The sequence below is a fragment of the Microvirga guangxiensis genome, from assembly GCF_900102135.1.
Classification (GTDB): domain Bacteria; phylum Pseudomonadota; class Alphaproteobacteria; order Rhizobiales; family Beijerinckiaceae; genus Microvirga; species Microvirga guangxiensis.
Genome location: NZ_FMVJ01000018.1, coordinates 61,443 through 81,843 on the forward strand (window position 1 = coordinate 61,443; position 20,401 = coordinate 81,843).

Sequence of the window (20,401 nt, forward strand, 5' to 3'; positions counted from 1 at the left end):
GAAAATGAGAACATAATAGGAACATCATCAACGCGAACTTGAACAGGCACGGGACCATGCAAGCCGGGCAACAGGACAGGCTTGCCGATTTGCGGCGACGGATCGCTCGCCTCGAAGGCGGCGGCCGTCACGCTGGGATCTTGCCGTTCGGCATGCCAAGCCTCGACAGTCACCTGCCTTACGGCGGCTTGGAGCGCGGTGCGCTTCACGAGTTCGTCGACTATGGTGCTGCGGCGGAGTTCGCCGGATGCGCCACCCTCTTTGCCGCCGGCATCGCCGCACGTCTCGAAGGTTCTGTCCTGTGGTGTCTTAACCGGCGCGACCTGTTCGCACCGGGCCTCGCTGCGGCTGGCCTTCACCCTGACCGTGTCGTTTACGCTGAGACCTTCCGCGAGCGCGATATCCTCGCTGTCGTCGAGGAAGGCCTTCGGGAAAAGGGCTTGGCTGCAGTCATCGGTGAGGTCACGCGCCTCGGCCTCACCGCTTCCCGCCGCCTGCAACTTGCCGCGGAAGGATCCGGCGTTGCGGCTTTGATGATCCGCCGTTGGTGGACGGTTGCAGAAAAAGATCTTGTCGCTCTCCCGACCGCCGCAGTGACCCGGTGGCGCATCGCTCCGTTTGCATCACAAGCACCGCCTGCCCCGGGTCTTGGTCGTGCCCTCTGGCACGTTGAACTCGTGCGCTGTCGCGGGGCCGAGCCCCGCTCCTGGATTCTTGAGGCTTGCGATGCGAAGGGTCGTCTCGCTCTACCTGCCGGCTTGGCCGACCGACCGGATCCGGCGCAAAACCGGCATGCCACCACGTCATGAGCCGCTCGTTACCGTGCACAAGATCGGATCCCGCCGCATCGTGCGCTCTGCCTGTTCCGCCGCCCAGGCGGTCGGGCTTCACGTCGGCATGCCGCTGGCTCAGGCCCAGGCGTTGGTGCCAGATCTGCATGTCGCCGATGCAAAGCCGGAAGAGGACGAGACCTCGCTGAAAGACTTGGCACGCTGGGCACTGCGCTATGCTCCCATTGTCGCAACAGATCCGCCGGATGGCATCTGGATCGATATCGCCGGTGCGGCCCACCTTCTCGGTGGTGAAGTCGAGTTGCTGCGAGATCTCATTACTCGACTAGAGCAGTCGGGTCTCACGGCTCAGGCCGCGGTGGCTGATGCTCCAGGAGCCGCCTGGGCAGCCGCCCGTTTTGGAACTCGCGGCGTGGTACCGTCTGGCCGTACTGCGGACGCTGTCCTGCCTTTGCCCGTCGCGGCTTTAAGAATCCCAGCTGATAAACTCGCCGCACTCCATCGTCTCGGCATCGACCGCATCGGTCAGCTAGCCGCAATGCCTCGCCCACCTCTGGTGCGCCGGTTCGGCCGTGAGGTGGCGCTGCGGCTCGATCAAGCGCTGGGCCAGGCCTTCGAGCCGATCAACCCGATGATCCCGAAAGATACGCCAGTGGCGAGCCTTGCCTTCGCTGAGCCTATCGGTCGTCCGGAGGACCTGAAAGCCGTGGTACATCGTCTTGCCACAGACCTGTGCCGCCAGCTGGAGCGTCGCGCCGAAGGCGTGCGCCGGCTTGATCTGCTCATCCGGCGTGTCGACCAGAAAGGTGCGGAGCTGCGTGTTAGCACGGCGAAGGCCAACCGCGACCCGCAGCATATCGCCAAACTCTTCGATGAGCGCCTGCAAGTCATCGATCCTGGCTTCGGTATTGAAGAGGTCATTCTCGTCGCAAGCCAAGTCGAGCGCTTGTTGGAAGCTCAGACGGAAGTCCATAGCCTCGCTGCAGGCCGTGCTCAGCAAGCTGACATGGCCCGGCTCGTCGACCGGATTGGAGCACGGATCGGTGCGGACCGGGTTTATCGTCTCGCGCCGGTCGAAACCTTCGTGCCGGAACGTATGGCCCGCAAGGTCTCTGCCCTCGCCCCGCCCTCGCGCTCGTCTTGGCCCGAGAACCTACCGCGTCCCGCTCGCCTGCTTGATCCGCCCGAGCCGATTGTTGCTACGGCCCTCCTTCCGGATCATCCGCCGGCTTTCTTTGTCTGGCGCAAGGTTCGCCACAAAGTGGCCAACGCCGACGGCCCTGAACGCGTCAATCCGGAATGGTGGAACGGTGATACCGGTTCGGTGGCCCGAGACTATTACCGGGTCGAGACGGATCAAGGCGGACGCTTCTGGATTTTTCGCGACGCCCCGGCCGATGAAGGTGGTCGCTGGTGGATGCATGGGTTTCTCGCATGACCTATGCCGAACTCCAGGTCACGAGCCATTTCTCTTTCCTGCGCGGTGCATCGAGTCCTGCCGAACTATTCGAGCAGGCGAAACTTCTCGGCCTCTCGGCCCTCGCCGTGACGGACCGCAACTCGCTTGCCGGGATTGTGCGTGCCTATGAGGCATCAAGAGCAACAGGTGTTCGTCTCGTCGTCGGCTGCCGCCTCGATCTCGCCGACAACACGTCGCTTCTGGTCTATCCGACGGATCGAGCTGCCTATTCGCGTCTGTGCCGTCTCTTGAGCATCGGCAAAGGGCGTGCCCGAAAAGGGAAGTGCCATCTCACCTGGGACGATGTCTCTGCCTGGAACGAGGGCCTGCTTGCCATCCTTCTCGGCGACGATGCTGATGACGTCCTCCAGGCTAACCTGATCCGACTGAAATCCGTGTTCGGCAATCGCGCATACATGGCCTTGATCCGCCGTTTCGCGCCGGACGAGCACCTGCGTTTGTGGCAGGTCGAGCAGATGGCCCAAAGCGTGCGGGTATTGACCGTCGCCCTCGGCGACGTTCTCTATCACCACCCTGCCCGCCGCAGATTGCAGGATGTCGTTGCATGCATTCGCCAACATTGCACCATCGACGAAGCTGGTTACCGGCTTGAGCGTCATGCCGACCGCTATCTCAAGGATCCGGGCGAGATGCAGCGCCTGTTCGAACGACATCCGGAAGCATTCTGGCGTGGCCAGGAAATTCTGAATCGCTGCACTTTCTCGCTTGACGAGCTGCGTTACCAGTATCCTTCCGAAACGGGCTCAGGCGAGACAGCGCAGCAGAAGCTGGAACGCCTGACTTGGGAGGGAGCGCGCAAACGCTACCCCAATGGCGTACCCGATGCCGTCGCTAAGACTTGCCGCCACGAACTCCGTCTGATCGAAGAGCTGGACTACGCCCCCTACTTTCTCACAGTACATGCCATCGTGTCATTCGCCCGCTCACGCGGCATTCTGTGCCAAGGCCGCGGCTCTGCAGCCAACTCCGCCGTCTGCTTCGTGCTCGGCATCACCTCGATTAACCCCACCGAGCATGATCTCCTATTCGAGCGCTTCGTCTCCCAAGAGCGGCGCGAGCCGCCCGACATTGATGTCGACTTCGAGCATGAGCGGCGCGAGGAGGTAATCCAGTGGATCTATGACACCTATGGCCGCCATCGCGCTGCGCTTACGGCCGTCGTCTCAACCTACCGCGCGAAAGGGGCGGTCCGGGAGGTCGGCAAGGTTCTCGGTCTGCCGACAGATGTCACGGCAGGGCTTTCCGCTATGGTTTGGGGTTGGGGAGATGACGGCGTAACCGCGAAAGAGGCGAAAGAGCTCAATCTTAACCTCGATGATCCCCGCCTGCGCATGACTTTAGAGTTGGCAAGCGAGCTCGTCGGCGCACCACGTCATCTTTCACAACACCCGGGTGGCTTCGTGCTGACGCAGGAGCGGCTCGACGATCTCGTGCCGATCGAGCCGGCGGCGATGGAGAACCGCCAGGTCATCGAGTGGGATAAAAACGACATTGATACCCTGAAGTTCATGAAGGTCGATGTTCTGGGGCTTGGCATGCTGGGCTGCATGCGCCGGGCCTTTGATCTTCTGCGCGAGCACAAGGGCGAGAGCTACGACATCGCCACGATCCCCGGTGAGGACAAGGCGACCTACGCTATGATCCGGAAGGCCGATACGGTGGGCACGTTCCAGATCGAGAGCCGTGCTCAAATGGCGATGCTGCCGCGGCTGAAGCCGAAGACCTTCTACGACATCGTCATTCAGGTGGCGATCGTCCGGCCAGGCCCGATCCAGGGCGACATGGTGCATCCCTATCTTCGCCGACGCGAGGGTCGCGAGAAGCCCGAATACCCAAAACCTGAGCTCCAGCGCGTGCTAGAGAAGACGCTCGGCGTTCCTCTCTTCCAGGAACAGGCCATGCGCGTGGCTATCGAGTGCGCCGGCTTCACGCCGTCGGAAGCCGACCAGCTCCGGCGCGCCATGGCCACCTTTAAGTTCACAGCTGGCGTCTCCAAATTCCGGGACAAGCTGATTGAGGGCATGACTGCCCGCGGCTACGATGCGGGATTTGCTGAGCGGACGTTCAAGCAGCTGGAGGGCTTCGGCTCGTACGGTTTCCCGGAGAGCCATGCAGCGAGCTTCGCCAAAATCGCCTATGCTTCGTCCTGGCTTAAGTGCCACCACCCAGATGTGTTCTGCTGCGCTATCCTGAACTCTCAGCCGATGGGCTTCTACCGGCCGGCCCAACTTGTGCGCGACGCGCGGAACCATGGCATTGAAGTGCACCCCATCGACATCAATCATTCGCGCTGGGATTGCATACTGGAGCCAACCGGAGACCCGAACAGATTTGCCGTTCGCCTTGGCCTTCGGCTCGTCTACGGCCTGTCGAATGCCGAAGCCGCGATGATCCCACTTGCCCGCAGCGAGCATGTATTCGCCTCCATTGAAGATCTTCAGCGTCGTGCCCAAGTATCCATACCATCCCTGCGACAGTTGGCTTGGGCTGACACATTCGGGTCAATTGGTCTCAATCGTCGCAAAGCATTATGGACCATTCGAGGCCTGTCCGCCGTTTCCCTGCCGCTGTTTGCAGCCGCCGACGAGCGGGAGAGAAAGTTCGCGTCCGAGGGCAATGAGCCTGAAGTCCAACTCGCAGCGATGACGGAGGGAAGTGAAGTCGTAGAGGACTATCTGACCAAGGGCCTGACATTAAGGCAGCACCCCATCACCTTTCTACGTCAGGAGCTCGAGCAAAGACGCATCATCGCTTGTGGGGAGTTGCGGCGTGTCAAAGATGGGCATCGCGTATCTGTCGCTGGATTGGTCCTAGTTCGCCAGAAACCCGGATCTGCCAAAGGCGTGACGTTCATGACGATCGAAGACGAGACGGATGTGGCTAACCTCGTAATCTGGGCGGGTTTGTTCGAGAAACAGCGCCGAGTCATCCTCGGCTCAGGTATGGTCGGCTGCCGTGGCAGGGTACAGCGGGATGGCGATGTCATTCATGTCATCGCCGAGCACTTTTTCGATTGCGCGGATCTCTTAGGAAGTATTGGCAATGGCCCTATGTTGAAAAGGGGATCGCGCGATTTTCATTAGAACGTAACAAGGCTTGTGTGCATTTTGGTGGGACGGATGCAACCAACACAGCGATAACGTTCCAGCTATGGTGCAACCAATCTCTGGCACACTTTTCAATCTTTGAGAAAATTAAATGGCTAACGATCATCCAGTTACACGGGCCCCGCGCCCATAGACGAGTAGCATCGAGATGATAACGCAGCCATAGATGATCTGGCGGCCGGCCTCGAGCATCTGCATGATGGAGAGGACCGAGTTCAAAAGCACGATCAGGATGACGCCCACGAGAGTGCCCAGGTAGCGCCCGCGTCCGCCGAGGATGTTGGTACCACCGATGACAACTGCGGCGATGGCAGGCAGCAAATAGGCATCGCCCATGCCCTGATAGGCCTTGGTGGAATATCCTGCGAGCAACACGCCCGCGAGGCCCGCCGCTGCGCCCGAGAGCGCGAAGGTGACGAGGATCACGCGGTTTGTATCAATTCCCGAGAGATAGGCAGCCCGCTCGCGATTGCCGATGGCGTAGATGGAGCGGCCGAGGGTCGTGCGCGTGAGGATCGCCACGACGGCTACTGAAACCGCCAGCCAGACGAGGAGCGCCGCCGGGATCATGTCGCCGATGCGGGCTACCGCGAGGTATTGCATCAAGTCGGTCGCTGCCGTCTGTGGGGCGAAGCCGCCCGTATGAGCCACCATGAGGCCGCGCATTACGGCGTTCATGCCGAGCGTGAAGATCATGGACGGCACCCGTAGATACGCGACACCGAGCCCATTGACCATGCCGACGACTAGACCGACCCCAATGCCCGCTGGGATTGCCCAGGGGCCGCCGACGGCGGTTGCTATCATGGCGGCGGCTGTCAGTGTCCAGGGCACCGAAAGGTCGATGTGGCCAAGCAGAATAACGAGCATGAGTCCGGCTGCTACGATCCCGAGGAAGGATCCCACCTGAAGCTGTTGCAAGAGATACTGGGGTTGCAGAAGGGGTGCGCTGCCTTGCGTGTAGAGGGTGTACCCCGTCCCGATCAGCAGGATGAGCATGACGAACCCGACCGCGAAGGCCACAGGCTTGTCGTCGGGATCGAGACGCAGACCCCATAGCGCGGTAGTCGCGTTGACCCTTCTGCTCACCGGAATATCTCGAGCCTGTTCTTGAGACGCAGTAGCTTCAGTCCGCCGATACTCACGGCGGCAAGAAGCACCAGCCCCTCGAAGAGAGGTTGCAGAAGGGGGGCCACGTCGAAGATGCGGAAGTTGAACGAGATAGTGCGCAGCACCATCGCTCCGATCATGGACCCGATGGCGCTGCCAGTGCCGCCGAGAAGCGAGGTGCCCCCGATGACCACGGCCGCGATGGAATTGAGCGTATAGGCTCCGGCCTGCGGAATATCGGCATTGCCGGATGAGGTCTGAAGGGCAAGGAACAAGCCGCCGAGACCGGCAAAGAGGCCCGCCAGCGTAAAGGCCGCAAGCTTCGCCCGGTTGATCGGGAGCCCCGACATGTATGCTGCGGTCTCGGAGGACCCGATCGCATAGACCGTGCGCCCCATGACGGAACGGGTGAACGGCACCCAGATCACAAGGATGATCAGCGCAAGCAAGACGAGTGGCACCGGGATCCAAGCGAAGGGCTGCAGCCAGGTTGCCTCGCCATCGTCGAAGAGACCGAAGGTTGCTGCGAACTCGTGCACGTCGCTCGCAACCGCCCAGGACAGATCTTCTTGCACCTTGCCTCCAGGTGTCGGTCGTAGGATGAGGGCGAGCCCCATGTAGATTGCACTCGTGGCAAGCGTCGCGATGATCGGCTGAATGCGCCCGTAGACGACCACACAGCCGTTGACGAAGCCGCATGTAGCGCCTGCCGCGATACAGGCTACGATGCCGAGCGCGATATCAGTCGGGCTGCCGTCGACGAGATGGCTCGCGATGCAGCCCACAAGGGTCATCACGGCACCGACGGAAAGATCGAGGCCCGCCATCAGCACGGGCACGGTCTGCGCCATGGACACGAGGGCCAACGCAAAGACCTCGTTGGCATTCTGGATAAGGATCTGTCCTGTAAATCCACGGGGATGGCTCATCTGATAAAACAGGTAGAGAACCAGGAAGAGCGCAAGCGCGCCGAGGATACCGGCGTGCTTGCGCCAGCGTAAGCTTAAGCCGTCACCCCACCGGAGGGTTTTTTTCTTCGGCTCCGCAGCGGCGGGCGCGAGCACTGTGTCAGACATGAACAGGCTCCCGCCGCTCGACGATGTTGAGCGCGCTCGCGATGAGGTTGCGCTCCGTGATGGCATCTCCATCCAGTTCGCGGACGACGCGGCCGTCATAGATAACCGCAACGCGGTCGCAGCAGCCGATCAGTTCCTCAGTATCCGTTGAGTAGAAAAGGATGCAGGCTCCCTCCTCCGCGAGCTCACGCATGAGCCGGTAGATCTCATGCTTTGTTCCCACGTCGATGCCCCGGGTCGGATCGTTGAGTAGAATCACGTCGGGATCCGTCGCGAGCCACTTGGCAATCACCACCTTCTGCTGGTTGCCGCCAGACAGGGTCGCGACCGGATCGCCCGCACTGCCGATCTTGATCCGCAACTGCTCGATGGCGCGCTCGACGGCCTGACGGGTACGGCCCGGATCGATGAATGTTCCATGCGATAGACGATCGAGGGAGGCCATGGCGATATTGTCGGCAATGGACATGGAGAGAATGAGGCCCTCACTCTTGCGATCCTCGGGCACGAGCGCCATCCGGGCCCGGCCGCCTTTTGCAGCCCTTGGCGAGGATGGGAGCATGGGCTGCCCATCGATGGTCACCGTGCCGCGAACACCACGCAGCACGCCGAAGAGCGCGAGCAGCAATTCCTTCTGCCCCTGCCCGTCGAGGCCCCCAAGTCCTACGATCTCTCCCCGCCCTGCCTCAAGTCCGATGCCCTTGAGATGGTTCTCCCAGCAAAGATCCCGGATCGTGATGAGTGGCGCCGGCCGCGGCCGCTTGGGCTTTTCTGGAAATTGTCCTTCAATCTCGCGGCCGATCATGAGGCCGATGATCTCGTCATTGCTTCGTACGCCTTTGGCGAAGGTTTCGATATGCCGCCCGTTGCGGAAAACTGAGCAACGGTCCGCCAACGCCTCGATCTCGTGCATGCGATGGGAAATGTAGAGGATGCTCAAGTCACGCGCCTTCAGCTCGAACAGCATACGGTATACGCTATCCACGTCTGTGGAGGTCAGTGCAGAGGTGGCTTCATCAAGGATGAGGAGCTTCGGGTCGCGCCCCAGCGCCTTCGCGATCTCGACCAACTGCCGCCGGGAGAGCGGCAGGTCCGACACGCGGCTCAAGGGGTTGATGTCCTCGCAGCCGACGCGGGCGAGTAGTTCCTCCGATCGTCGGCGTTGGGCACGGCCATCGATGAAGCCGAAGCGGCGTGGCGGGCTCGACAAGGTGATGTTGTCGGCCACGGTGAGCTCCGGCATAAGCGAGAGCTCCTGAAAGATGCACACGATCCCGGCGCGGTTCGCAGCCGATGGGGTTGGAAACGTGACGGGCACACCTTCGAGGATCATGCTGCCTTCATCCGGCTGCACGACACCCGCCATGATCTTCATCAAGGTCGATTTTCCGGCGCCGTTCTCTCCCAGGACGGCATGGATCGAGCCGCGGCTGCACGCGAAATCCACGTTCCGCAGAGCATGGACGCCGCCATAGCGCTTGGTAATGTTTTCGAGGGCGAAGAAGGGCGCAGGTTCGAGCATAAGGCCTCTTCGATCGACAAAGGAGGCCTCTGTCCAGACGAATGCTGGACAGAGGCCGAGGTGCTTTGACCACGTGCGTCCTACTGCGTGTTCTTGGCGTCCTTCGCCATGATCTCAGGTGCCGTCACGTTCACGCCGCAGGCCGGGAATTCATTGGCTGCGAAGAAGTTGTCAGAGAGATTCGACCAGAAATTCACATTGTCTTTGAGGGTTGTGTAATCGACGGCTGGGATCGGCACCGAGATTAGCTGAGGCATCGGGTTCCCTTCGAGCGCCGAGATCGCAGCCTTCATGGAGATGGCCACGAGACCCGGCGACTGGCTATAGGAAAACCCCTTCAGCCCTTCGCCAGCATGCTGCGCGATGAGCTTGCGGTAGCCATTCTCGCCTTCGCCCGCCATCGGCACGAAGGGATGCTTCGCGTCCATCATGGCGCGCACGGATCCGGTCGAGCCGCCTTGCGTGAACACGGCTTCGAACCTGCCGTGCACAGCGAGCGCATCGGCGGTCGCCTTCTGGGCAGTGCCGTCATCCCAGTTACCCACCACCTCGATGATCTGGAACCTGCCCTCCTTGTCCATCACCTCGCGGAAGCCGAGATGGCGGTCGCGATCTACCGAGTTTCCGGGCAGGCCCCGCACCTCGAGGATCTTGCCATCGCGCTTCTGGCCTAGCTCCTTCAGAAGGTGCCGTGCCGAGAGGCGGCCGATCTCTAGCTGATCCTCGTTCACCTGCATGACTTTGTCGGTATCGAGCACGTTGTCGAACGGTACGATCACTACGTTGTTACGATCTGCCAGCCGGATCACGCGGTCGAAGCCCTCGGGCGCCACCGCAATGGTGATGATGGCGTCGTACCCCTGGTTGATAAAGTCCTCGATGGCACCGAGCTGCGCGGCGACATCGGTGCCGGTCGAGACGACCTTCAGCTCCTTGATCTTGTCCTTCATGCCAGCCTGCTCGGCATAAGCCTTTGCGGTCTGAATCATCTGGATGCGCCAGGTATTGCCAACGAAGCCGTTAACCACGGCAACGCGGTAGGGGCCGGGCTTCTTATCCCATTGCATGTATTTGGTCTGCGCATTCCACGGCTTGAAGCAGCCCGGATCTGGCCCCGGACCGGGAACGATTTTCGGAGCGGCAAAGGCCGCAACGGACGAGAGCAGTAGTCCAGAAAAAGCGAGTGCAGACAGCCGAGCAGCGCGTGCCATATGATCCTCCCAGGACGGCGTTCTTCCCAGGTCTGGTCCGTCTGTCGCGAACCTGGACCGGCTAGCATGTTAGGTCTCGCCATTGTGTAAGACAAGCAATCCTGCCGAACTCGGTTGGATAAGAAGTAGAGCCTCGCAAGTATCGGGTTCGATGGGGCAGCCTTGGATCTGTCTCATGAACCACCTCCAGAGAAGTGGCCTCCAGCTGCTAAGAGCCCCCGACTAGGTCATACAACAGCCATCCCATTCTTTCAGGAACGTCCGCTGTTTCTGTAATAAGCCGATCTTCGGCTTTCGCCCGGTCGAGTTCAAAAACGAAACCTTTCGCAGCCGTCGGCTCTGTCTTGGTCGATTTTGCCTATGCCTCTCTCTCGCGTGAAACCCCAATACGGGAGCGATGCGGAGCGAACAAACAAGCAAGTCCCAGGATCACCCCGGAGATCGTCGCGATCATGCCGGCCGCGCTTACAGCATCGTTACCGCCAAACCACAGCGGACCGTAGCCCGCGAACACGTAGCCCAGCACAGCCGAGATCGTCGCGAAGAGCACGCTCCACGCCACCTGCGCCTCCAGCCGGTTGGTCATCAGCCGTGCGGCGTGGATCTGGTAGTCCTTGGAGCCTTGGCTTCAAAAATAACTGATCTCTTTGAGCAAAGCCTCAAGGAAGGCACAGCAACTCCTGAAACGGCTGAGTCCATGGTCAGTAAGTCGGGTCTGATCGGACAATGCTCTATATCAAGGAACACGTTAAGGGGATGATTTAACTGGAAGCTCCTCAACCCTCTCTTCACTCTTCCCTGCTATATACAGAGCATGACCTACCCCTCCTAGATCCGTAAGACGTCGATGAAATGAAGCCCGCATCTAAGGTAGTCCGCACTAGGGTGAACTCCAGCTTTGCGGCTGGAACCCTTTTAGGAACGTTGACGGGGCTCGTGCTCCACCTCCAGCATTTCATTCGGTCCGACCCGCCTGATGGTAGCCCTTTTCTGCACGGATTAATTGAAATCGGTGGCTGCGCATTGGCTGGAGCCATCCTGCTGCCGGTAATTACTACTGCGTTCAGGTGGGCTGCTCAACGAGCCCATAAATCCTGATTGGCATCCTCACATGATATCTTCATTGCCAAGCATTACGGTCTTTTGCGACATCTCGTCAGTTCAGCTGATATCGCTTTGGGAAAATGGAGTCGTACTCGAAGGATCCGGCCGGCGGCTAAACGGCCCAGTGTGTTCTTGATAACGCGGATTGTTTCCGGATCAGCCTTCAAGACCTGTTCGATGTGGGGGGCAATGGCTCTCATCTGCCGAATGCTTTTGATATTTGCCTCCTCAAGTGCCTTCCAAGCGCTTATGGGCAGTTTCAGCCCCTCAAATGGGTCTGTAGACTTGTTATAGGGAGTTCGAGGCATCATGCACACCTTCCGGTTTAGTGCCACAGCTATGCTGCGTCGCCTCGATAAAGATACCCGTGAAAGGCTACTGTTCCCAGCAACAAGTGATGTTTCTATATTTAGGAAGAAATCTGCTGTTCACGCGGTTATGGCGCTACCTTGACCATTATTAATTCCCGCAACACGCATGCCATTTCCGGACGAGAGGCGAAGCCGAACCGACGCGGTTTGTTGCGAAGGTGCACAGATGCTCTAGTTAACCGCACGACCGCAAAAAATTCTTTCGAGGGGTAAGTTTCTTTCGTGGCTGAGCTTGATCGTTATCCTCGCACACCGGATGGTCGCTACTTCGTGGTCAAGGGGCGGCTCTGGCGCGCGAGCAACCCGGAACTTGACCCGACTGAAAGGCAGCATCTCGTCAACGAATTAATGGCTGCCCGCCGCGCCGTCCGCGATGCTCAAGGGATCCCTCAGGCTACCCAAGCGGCCCGGGCGAGAGTCAATGCGGCGAAGATTGCTCTTGGCGAGAGAGGCCCCGTCTGGTGGAACGATGGAGCGCCAGATTATAATCGCCACATAGTCATGAACACACCCTATGTCGACTGGTACTCAACAGTACCTGCAAAGGGACAGTGTCTTGATGACGAGAAGTAGCTCTTCTCTTCATCTGTCCTTGCTTCACTCACCCCTCACTCGCTTTGCATGGGAGGGAAATATTGAAGCGGTCACTCCTGATTAACGCTGGGACCTTGTTCCACTCGCGTTGTGCCTCTGAGTCTTTTAGCTCTAGCGCATAGGATATGCTGGCCGGGCTCATGATGGGTCGCTGGCATAGCGTTCACCGAGCGACCAGAGACTCATGATGAGCGAATTCAATGGACATGAACACCCTTTCCCAGATTGGTTTCCTTACTTCTGCAGCACTTTGCTTTTTAGCGGCGTAGCGCTTTTTTGGTATTTGACGTGAGGCTCGCCCACATGGCTATAAGCTGACCCTTCGCAATCATATACTTAGGATATGCTCTCGCGGCGACGTCAGTCTTTCCAAGGTGAGTAGGTACCTGCGCAAGTGAGAAAGAAGGGCCGCGCCAGAACTCTTATGGTTCCGGTCGGCGGCCCTTTGCCGTCATGCCCCCACGGCTTCAATAGAAGTATTTGATTCCTACGAGGTACGACAATATGTGCCGATATACCTCCGAAGAGGTAGTCTGTGGTTGCTAGACAGGCATGTTGTCTAATATATCATCATTATACGACTGTAATTGCCCCTGCGGTCGAATCCTCCAGAGCGCTCCTGTCGGCGCTCTTTTTTATACAGCATGCTTATTTAAGCAGGGTGCTACGAGCGCTACTTGTTCCCACTCTACAAAACCACACGTGATAGCTGTTCGAATTTGCCCTCACCTGCTGACATACTCACTATACGTTCTTGTTGGGTGTGTGGCGCATGGGCCGAGAGCCATATTACTAAGCGGTCGATCATGGAGCGCTATGGCCGTGTCATCGAGGTGGAGTTCCGCTCCTATTGTAGGAGACTTCTAATCTGGTTCGGCAGCATTTTGGTAAGCGACAGACTGTGTCCCCGTACGAGTAAAGGGAAGCATTAAGGCAACGGGACTTATCGAGCCTCCTATCGCGCGAATGGGAGTTTATGAACTGTTGCGCTAAGCTATGGTCTAGTCTGGGTTAACCAAGGACAAAATCGGTATTTTCCAAAGGTCATCTGTTTGTAGATATTCGGACGATGCCTGGCACGTACCGTTTCAGGCGCGACGCGGGAAGCCCCTGCCTCTGATTGCGGCAACTCTTCCTGAGCATTGCGCTTTAGTGATGAAGTATTCAATGCATCCTACAGCGGAATATGTGGGGAATTTCCCTCCTCACAACAGTAACTCATAAAGCCGCTGCTCAGTCCAATTCTTTCCACGACACCGTTCCTACGGATAACCTTTTTGTGAGCGCCGCTAACCGACGTAGGATGGCCCCGTTCAGGGCAAGCGCCAGATATGAACGTAGATCTCCGAAGTTGCGCAAGCTTCAAACGTCTGCCGTTCCGCTCAAATGGCAACATGTCATATCCGCAAGCCGCACACCGATACTTGCAGAAGATGTAGACGGTGATGAACACATGACCTTCGACGGTGTCTGGTTCTGCATCGAGCGCAGATCCCCGTTCCATGGTACCTTGCAGGTTCGCTACCAGTATGCAGAACGCGATCCTGCGGAAGATGTCATGATGGCGGACGTAAGCCACAGAGCTCTCCCTTTCAGGGCGCGCTCAGCGCCCGAATGAAAGGATTAACGCCCGACGCCTCTTCAGCCATCCGGAAGGCCGTGACAAAGGCCACGGAGCATTGGCCGAACTTAGATACTGGGGCCGGAAACCGCCGAAGACACACACGCTCTGCCATCAAGCTGATCCGCGTCTTCATCGCAAACGGCTACCACCCGACCTGCGCGGCCGCACTGATTAAACAAGATGCGATGCTGCATCAACGCAAACGATGTTGACCGCATGAAATGGATTGGTGCGTTCAAGTTTCTCGCCGGGGCTGGTGCCTCAGCGTTCAGAGACCCAAGATTCTTGTCCGCCATAGATCACCATGATAACTAGAACGTCCTCTTCCAACTCTCTTCGAACCTTGGAGTCATGGCATGGGAGCCGAGCCCTCGTCGGACAAGTAAGCCGCAACAACGCTTTCCTTGTTGTTGCGGCGTCTGTCGAACCGATCCCAGCCCAGGCTGACAGGCAGATCGCCGCCGGATGTTTCTCATTCGAGCGGATGCCTCATCATGTCTCCAAAGCCCCCCATGTGGGCCTATTCCCTGCCGACAGCGCTCCTGCTGATGGCCCCCTTCGACATCCTCGCCTCGCTGGCGATGGATGTCTACCTCCCCATCGTTCCGGCCATGCCGGGCATTCTCGGCACCGGTCCGGCCATCGTCCAGCTCACGCTGAGTCTCTACATGGTGATGCTCGGCCTCGGCCAGATCATCTTCGGGCCGATTTCCGACCGCATCGGACGGCGGCCGGTGCTGATCGGCGGCGCGATCCTGTTCGTGGCGGCGTCATTCGGCCTGGCGGCATCCTCGATTGCCAGTTCCTTCGTCATCCTCCGCTTCCTGCAAGCGGTGGGAGCCTCGGCCGCGATGGTGGCTACCTTCGCGACGGTACGGGACGTGTATGCCGACCGCCCGGAGAGCGTGACCATCTACAGCCTGTTCAGTTCCATGCTGGCCTTCGTGCCAGCTCTGGGGCCGATTGCGGGAGCGCTGCTCGCGGACCGCTTCGGGTGGCGCGCGATCTTCGTCACGCTGGGCCTTCTTTCCGTTCTCCCGGTCCTGCATGCCCTGTTGCGCTGGCATGAAACCCGGCCGGTGGCTGCCATCCGGTCACGACGATCGTTCCTGCCCGTCCTTCGCAGCCTTGCGTTCTGGACCTATACGCTCGGCTTCAGTGCCGCCATGGGCACGTTCTTCGTGTTCTTCTCGACCGCTCCCCGCGTTCTCATCGACAGAGCTGGCTACTCCGAGCTGGAATTCAGCCTCGCCTTCGCGACGGCGGCGGTTGTGATGATCATCACGACGCGCTTCGCCAAGCGGTTCGTGGCCCGGTGGGGGAAGGCCGGCAGTCTCTCGAGGGGCATGGTGATGCTGCTCCTGGGCGCAGGATTCCTGAGCATCGGGCAGGTGTTCGGAACCCCATCCTTCGCGACGTTCATCGTGCCGATGTGGATCATGGCGATCGGCATCGTCTTCACCGTGTCGGTGACGGCGAATGGCGCGCTGGAGAAATTCGGGGACATCGCCGGGTCGGCTGTGGCGTTGCATTTCTGCGTCCAGAGTCTCATCACCAGCATCGGTGGAACGCTCGCGGTGATCAGGTTGCAGGGTGACACCGCGTGGCCGCTTGTGACTTACTCCGCGATCATGGCCGTCGTCGTGCTGATCGCTTTGGCATGGTTGCAATCCCGAAACCGTCTGCGGACGTAATCAATCGGCGGAGCCGGGCATCACACCCGGCTCCGCCGTTTCCCGATCGCCATGAAAGAGCCGCTGGGCACCTAACATCCGGTCTTATCCTAGCCCTTAGGCCCGTTCGATGCGGCCGGAAAAGCACCCGCGCCTGGCATAATGGGCATGGATGTAATTCACCTGTGGGTTCGCGAACAGGCGTTCGATGAGTCCCTCGATCTCCTTGCCGTCCACGATGTCGGCGTCGAGCATCATCCCGGCAGCATCGAAAGCGCGCAGCGACAGCAGCCGCAGGCGCATGACCTCGGGAACCTCGTTGACGCGGTCGTAGGTGTCCTCCGCACCCTCGCGTACGAAGATGGCGTGCGTCGCCCGGTACGGTGTCTCTGCGGGCTGGCAGACATGGTTGAGGAGCAGCAAGGTCTCGCCCACCCTCGCCTCACGCATCTCGACGCGATCGGGGTAGCCGGGGCACTCGTCAGCCAGGTAGCGGATCACCCCATGAATCGCGAGATCCTGCTCGCTCACTCCATAGAGGTGCCGGAACGGCTCTGGCGACAGCCCGACGATGCGAAAGTCCATGAACGTTTATCCTTGTTAATCAGGGTTCAGAGCATCCACACCGGCGCGGCCGGAACCCACCCGATTCCTGTGACGGCCCTATCGCCTGACCGATGCTCCCCTGTCCAGCCAACGGGATGCGTCGCTCGAACGGCAGGTCGGCCAGTTGCTCGAGGGTCATCCGTTGCAGGTCGGGATGGGACAGTGGGTCCGCCTCCCATTCCTGTTTCCAAGACAGCGGGTCCTTCGGCTCCAGGGAGCGGGCAAGGCGTTCAAGCAGTTTGCGGAGGTTCAGCATGCCTACAGGCTGCCCCACTTGCCCAGGACGGGAAATGGCGTTTTCCTGCACCTGAGTGTAGGAAAGCTATATGCATAATCTGAACCGCTTCCATCTGAACGGCCTTCGGGCTCTTGAGGCCGCCGGACGCCTGGGCAGCCTGCGGGCGGCGGCCGGGGAGCTCGGCGTCACCATCGGGGCGGTGAGCCAGCAGGTGCTCAAGGCCGAGGAGCAGTTTGGCCGCCCCGTGTTTGAGCGCCACCCCAAGGGATTGCGCCCGACACCCTTCGGGCAGGAGGTACTGCACTATCTCAGCGTCGGCTTCGCCGAGATCTCCGCTGGGCTGGCGCTGGCCGAGCGGCGGCGCGAGGGCGTGCTCATTGTCTCGGTCGCTCCGGTGTTTGCCAGCAAGTGGCTGGTGTGGCGCCTCCAGCGCTTTCGCGAGCGGCATCCCGACATCCGCATCCGCATTGACGCCGACGTCGCCCTGGTAGACCCGAACGCGTCGGACGTGGATGTATGCATCCGGGTCGGGCGTGGCGAGTGGCCGAACGTCCGCGCCGAGCGACTGCTCGACCAGCTCGTGTTCCCGGTGTGCAGTCCGGCGCTATCCGAGCGGTTGCGGCATCCCCGCGACCTTGCCCACGTGCCAATCATCCGCGAGCCGACGCCGATGTTCGGCTGGGACGCGTGGCTGGGTCCCAACAGCCTCGACGAGACGATCCTCGGTGATGGTCCGGTGTTCTCGGATGCATCCCTATGCCTGGACGCGGCGGTGGCAGGCCAGGGCGTGTTTCTCGGCTGGGAAACGCTGGCCTGCGATGCCATCGCCATGGGCCGCCTGTCCGCTCCTTTCCCTGATCGCTACGCCACCGGGATTTCGTACTGGTTCGTTACCTCCCGGTCGGCGCCATCGACACGGGCGGTGCAGGCCTTCCGCGACTGGCTGAAGGCCGAGCTCGGCGCGAAGACAGCACCCTGAAACGTCCACGGAGACGGCATCTGAAGGATGGATCTAGACGCCGCCCACGTAGTGAGAGTGGCTGCACTTTCTGCCTATCACCGCACCTGTGAGAAGATCAGGGAGTCCCGCAAACGCGTGGGATCATCGGCCGCGACGACGTTGTTCACCAGACATCCATCAAGCTGGTATCCCAACCGCCGGGCGATGGCGTGGCTGCGCTCGTTCAGGGGATCGCAGCGGATCTCGATGCGCCGGAAGCCCACGATGTCGAGCCCGAACTCCGTCAGGGCCTTCACCGCTTCCGTCACGTAGCCCCGCCCGACGTGCGGCGTGGCGATCCAGTAGCCGATCTCGGCCTTTGGAACGCTCCAGTCCAGGGCGTGGAACCCGGTGCTGCCCAGCAGCCGGTCCCCTGACGCGTCGAAGATCAGGTAGCGCAACTCCTGGCGTGTCAGGAAACGGCTCGCCGCCTGCCGGAGGCTGACCTCATATCCATCCACATCGAGCGGCTTCTGGGCCCAGACCGCCCAGGGCTTTAGTTCAGGCAGGGAGGCATGGATGGCGGCGTGCAGGCGTGCGCCATCGCCGTAGCGCGGACAGCGCAGCACGAGGCGGGCCGTTTTGATTTCGGTGGGAATCTCGCGAAGCTCAGGAGGCATCGATGAATCTCGGTCAGGGAGCATCAGTGGTCATTCCGATCGGGCATGTCAGGCTGGAACCGGTAGTGCAGCCGCACGCAGCCGCGGTCGATCGCCTGGGCGCTGACGAGGGTCGGGCTCGCGCGAAAGCCCGTGAGCGGGAACAGCGGTCGGCCGCCTCCCAGCATCTCCGGGATGACGTAGATCTCGATCTCGTCCAGGGCACCGCGCTCGAGGAACGCCATCTGCAACTGCCCGCCGCCCATCATCCAGACGTCACCGTCGTCCAGCCCGCGCAGCTCGCGGACCAACGCGTCGACGTCGCTGCGGACCTCGAGCGGCCCCTTCGGATGCTCGATCGGCCGCGACGTGACGACGATGACGCGCTGGTCGCCGTAAGCCCAGGGCGAGGCATCCCGCGCGAGAAAGTCGTACGTGCCACGCCCCATCACCACGGTACGGATGCGCTTGAGGAAAAGACCGTAGTCGTGCTCGCCGAGGTCCATGTCGTTGTACTTGAACAGCCAGTCGAGACTGTCGTTCTTGGTGGCGATCAGCCCATCGAGGCTGGCGGCGATGTAGCCCAAGATTCTGGCCATGGCGGTTTCCCCTATTGATTAATAAACGAATAAACGTTTATATATTCTTATGGCAAGACCCAAGACAATTCCCGACGAGCAGGTGCTCGACACGCTCCTCGGCGCGCTCATGGAGAGCGGGCCCGACGGCCTCACCTTCACCATCGCATCGAATGCCTGCGGCCTCTCGCCGGCGACGCTGGTCCAGCGCTACGGCGCCCGGGAGGCGATGGTCGAGGTCATTCTCCTACGTGCCTGGGACCGGCTCGACGCGGAGACCGAGGCCGCAGACGCGGAAGAGGCCCTGACGCCTGAAGGCGCGATCAACCTTCTGTTGCGCCTGATGCCACCCGAAACCGCCGAACGCGACGCAAGCAACGGCCTGTTGCTCTTGCGGGAGGACATGCGCAATCCCGTCCTGCGCCGCCGCGGCGCGGCCTGGGGGCATCGCCTGGCCGCGGCTCTCGGCGGCCGCCTCTCAAGGGATCCGGCAAAGGGCAAGCGCCTCGGCTGGCAGATGGCGAGCCTCTGGCAGGGCGCTCATACCTGGTGGGCCTTCACACGCGAGGAGCCACCCGGGCAGGCGATCCGCCGCGTCCTCGAGGAGTGGGTCGCAGACATACGACGCATGCGCAACGGCGATCAAACGCACGGGTGAGGGATCGGTCAAAAGCGGAAGAGTTCGTGGGAGAGCGCATGGATCCTGTTGGCAAGGCCTTGTGGCTGATCGAGAGCCGTTTCTCGCAGGTGATCCTGCTGGCCGAGATTGCGGCGGCGAGCGGGGGCTCGCGCTTTCACCTGTTGCGGGCTTATGGGGCCGCCACGGGCTGCACCGTCATGGGCTATCTGCGCGGCCGCCGCCTGAGGGGGAGCATGACCTATTCCAACCAGACCAAAGTTGTCTCCGAGTTTAAGGCGATCAGCGACACCTCGCTGCCGTTCGGGACCGAGCGCCTAAACATGCGCAAGTTCGGGCCCAGCGATTATCAATCATATGCCGCCTATCACTCTCGGCCAGACGTGTATCGATTTCTGTGTTGCGATCCGCCAGCGGGTGAGCTGATGAATACGCTACCGCAACTGATCCTCCCGTTTGTCTTAGAAAGAATTGATCGCAATCAGTAGGGGATCGGGACAGCTGGGACGATGTCGCAACCAACTATTGCACTGCGGCCCTTGTTGATCCGGATACAGCACAGCGCATTTCCGATCTCTATCGCAGCGAACACGAACGTCTGACCTATGATCATTCTGTTCCGGTGGTGTTCGGGCATTGCTGGCTTCAGAGTATTGCGATCGTCACAGACCAGTGACGGCTCCGTTTCGACTATTCAGTCGCAAAAGGTGGCCGCCTTGCGGCCTCCCAATGGAACGGAGGAACTGATCTTGATCCCAACAAGATCGTCTACATCAGCTAAGAAAGAGGCCGGTTCAAAGACCGGCCCCATTTACATTCAGGCTGCATCATCAGCTGCATCATCAGTAGTATCGGTAGCCTGGAAGTCATTCAGCAGAAGACCTGCATTCTGGCGGATCTTTGCTTCAATCTCCCCCGCAATGTCAGCATTTTCCTTCAAGAAAGTCTTGGCGTTCTCGCGGCCTTGGCCGAGGCGCTGGCTGTTGTAGGAGAACCAGGCGCCGGACTTGTCGACGATGCCGGCCTTCACGCCAAGATCGATGAGTTCGCCCACCTTGGACACGCCCTCGCCGAACATGA

General features: G+C 60.3%; 16 protein-coding genes and 1 pseudogene. 8 read left to right on the plus strand and 9 right to left on the minus strand.

The window, feature by feature from the left end; genetic code table 11:
- The first annotated feature begins 56 nt into the window (after nt 1–56).
- Genes BLP10_RS21465 through BLP10_RS21475 form a run of 3 tightly spaced genes read left to right on the plus strand, consistent with a single transcriptional unit; the run spans nt 57 to nt 5,354 of the window.
- The gene (locus BLP10_RS21465) at nt 57–809 is read left to right on the plus strand and encodes an ImuA family protein (protein ID WP_091139374.1); all 753 of its coding nucleotides are present in this window, start codon (nt 57–59) and stop codon (nt 807–809) included.
- Nucleotides 727–2,229, plus strand: coding sequence for a Y-family DNA polymerase (locus BLP10_RS21470; protein WP_091139376.1), 1,503 nt, complete (start codon nt 727–729; stop codon nt 2,227–2,229). Before BLP10_RS21465 ends, BLP10_RS21470 begins: the two co-directional genes overlap by 83 nt.
- Nucleotides 2,226–5,354, plus strand: coding sequence for an error-prone DNA polymerase (locus tag BLP10_RS21475; RefSeq protein WP_091139379.1), 3,129 nt, complete (start codon nt 2,226–2,228; stop codon nt 5,352–5,354). The genes BLP10_RS21470 and BLP10_RS21475 overlap by 4 nt, the downstream gene beginning before the upstream one ends.
- 126 nt (nt 5,355–5,480) lie before the next feature.
- Here BLP10_RS21475 and BLP10_RS23735 read toward each other — a convergent pair whose 3' ends face one another.
- From BLP10_RS23735 to BLP10_RS21500, 5 genes are all read right to left on the minus strand, one after another.
- The gene (locus BLP10_RS23735; protein ID WP_244510747.1) at nt 5,481–6,377 is read right to left on the minus strand and encodes an ABC transporter permease; all 897 of its coding nucleotides are present in this window, start codon (nt 6,375–6,377) and stop codon (nt 5,481–5,483) included.
- Nucleotides 6,378–6,463: 86 nt separating this feature from the next.
- Complete coding sequence (locus tag BLP10_RS23740) at nt 6,464–7,564, minus strand: ABC transporter permease (RefSeq protein WP_244510745.1); 1,101 nt, start codon at nt 7,562–7,564, stop codon at nt 6,464–6,466.
- Entirely contained in the window at nt 7,557–9,086 is a 1,530-nt protein-coding gene (locus BLP10_RS21490; RefSeq protein ID WP_091139385.1) for a sugar ABC transporter ATP-binding protein, read from the minus strand. Before BLP10_RS21490 ends, BLP10_RS23740 begins: the two co-directional genes overlap by 8 nt.
- An 80-nt stretch (nt 9,087–9,166) precedes the next feature.
- Nucleotides 9,167–10,297, minus strand: a complete 1,131-nt coding sequence (locus BLP10_RS21495) for a sugar ABC transporter substrate-binding protein (protein WP_091139387.1) — start codon at nt 10,295–10,297, stop codon at nt 9,167–9,169.
- A gap of 358 nt (nt 10,298–10,655) precedes the next feature.
- On the minus strand, nt 10,656–10,859 hold the full coding sequence (locus BLP10_RS21500) for a hypothetical protein (RefSeq protein WP_210183651.1): 204 nt from the start codon (nt 10,857–10,859) through the stop codon (nt 10,656–10,658).
- 1,135 nt (nt 10,860–11,994) lie between these two features.
- Between BLP10_RS21500 and BLP10_RS21510 the strand changes: the two genes are divergently transcribed.
- Together BLP10_RS21510 and cml are read left to right on the plus strand one after the other, a co-directional pair.
- Entirely contained in the window at nt 11,995–12,345 is a 351-nt protein-coding gene (locus BLP10_RS21510) for a hypothetical protein (protein WP_091139389.1), read from the plus strand.
- A 2,139-nt stretch (nt 12,346–14,484) separates the two neighbouring features.
- A complete protein-coding gene (gene cml / locus BLP10_RS21515) occupies nt 14,485–15,684 on the plus strand; it encodes a CmlA/FloR family chloramphenicol efflux MFS transporter (protein ID WP_091139391.1) in 1,200 nt (399 codons plus the stop codon).
- Between the two features lie 96 nt (nt 15,685–15,780).
- On the opposite strand, the gene BLP10_RS21520 is transcribed toward cml, so the two are convergent.
- Entirely contained in the window at nt 15,781–16,248 is a 468-nt protein-coding gene (locus tag BLP10_RS21520) for a DUF1203 domain-containing protein (RefSeq protein WP_091139394.1), read from the minus strand.
- A gap of 347 nt (nt 16,249–16,595) precedes the next feature.
- On the opposite strand from BLP10_RS21520, the gene BLP10_RS21530 reads away from it, so the two are divergent.
- Complete coding sequence (locus tag BLP10_RS21530; RefSeq protein WP_091139400.1) at nt 16,596–17,486, plus strand: LysR substrate-binding domain-containing protein; 891 nt, start codon at nt 16,596–16,598, stop codon at nt 17,484–17,486.
- A gap of 77 nt (nt 17,487–17,563) precedes the next feature.
- Here BLP10_RS21530 and BLP10_RS21535 read toward each other — a convergent pair whose 3' ends face one another.
- Both BLP10_RS21535 and BLP10_RS21540 read right to left on the minus strand, forming a co-directional pair.
- Complete coding sequence (locus BLP10_RS21535; protein WP_091139401.1) at nt 17,564–18,127, minus strand: GNAT family N-acetyltransferase; 564 nt, start codon at nt 18,125–18,127, stop codon at nt 17,564–17,566.
- Between the two features lie 23 nt (nt 18,128–18,150).
- Complete coding sequence (locus tag BLP10_RS21540; RefSeq protein ID WP_091139403.1) at nt 18,151–18,705, minus strand: dihydrofolate reductase family protein; 555 nt, start codon at nt 18,703–18,705, stop codon at nt 18,151–18,153.
- 49 nt (nt 18,706–18,754) lie between these two features.
- Here BLP10_RS21540 and BLP10_RS21545 point away from each other — a divergent pair, with 49 nt between their 5' ends.
- Both BLP10_RS21545 and BLP10_RS23315 read left to right on the plus strand, forming a co-directional pair.
- A complete protein-coding gene (locus BLP10_RS21545; protein ID WP_091139406.1) occupies nt 18,755–19,342 on the plus strand; it encodes a TetR/AcrR family transcriptional regulator in 588 nt (195 codons plus the stop codon).
- A gap of 38 nt (nt 19,343–19,380) precedes the next feature.
- Nucleotides 19,381–19,809: an AraC family transcriptional regulator gene (locus BLP10_RS23315; protein WP_175494001.1), complete on the plus strand. Its 429-nt coding sequence runs from the start codon at nt 19,381–19,383 to the stop codon at nt 19,807–19,809.
- Between the two features lie 329 nt (nt 19,810–20,138).
- Here the strand turns inward: BLP10_RS23315 and BLP10_RS21555 are convergent.
- Nucleotides 20,139–20,401 (minus strand): annotated as a pseudogene (locus tag BLP10_RS21555) (recombinase RecA); the annotation flags it as partial.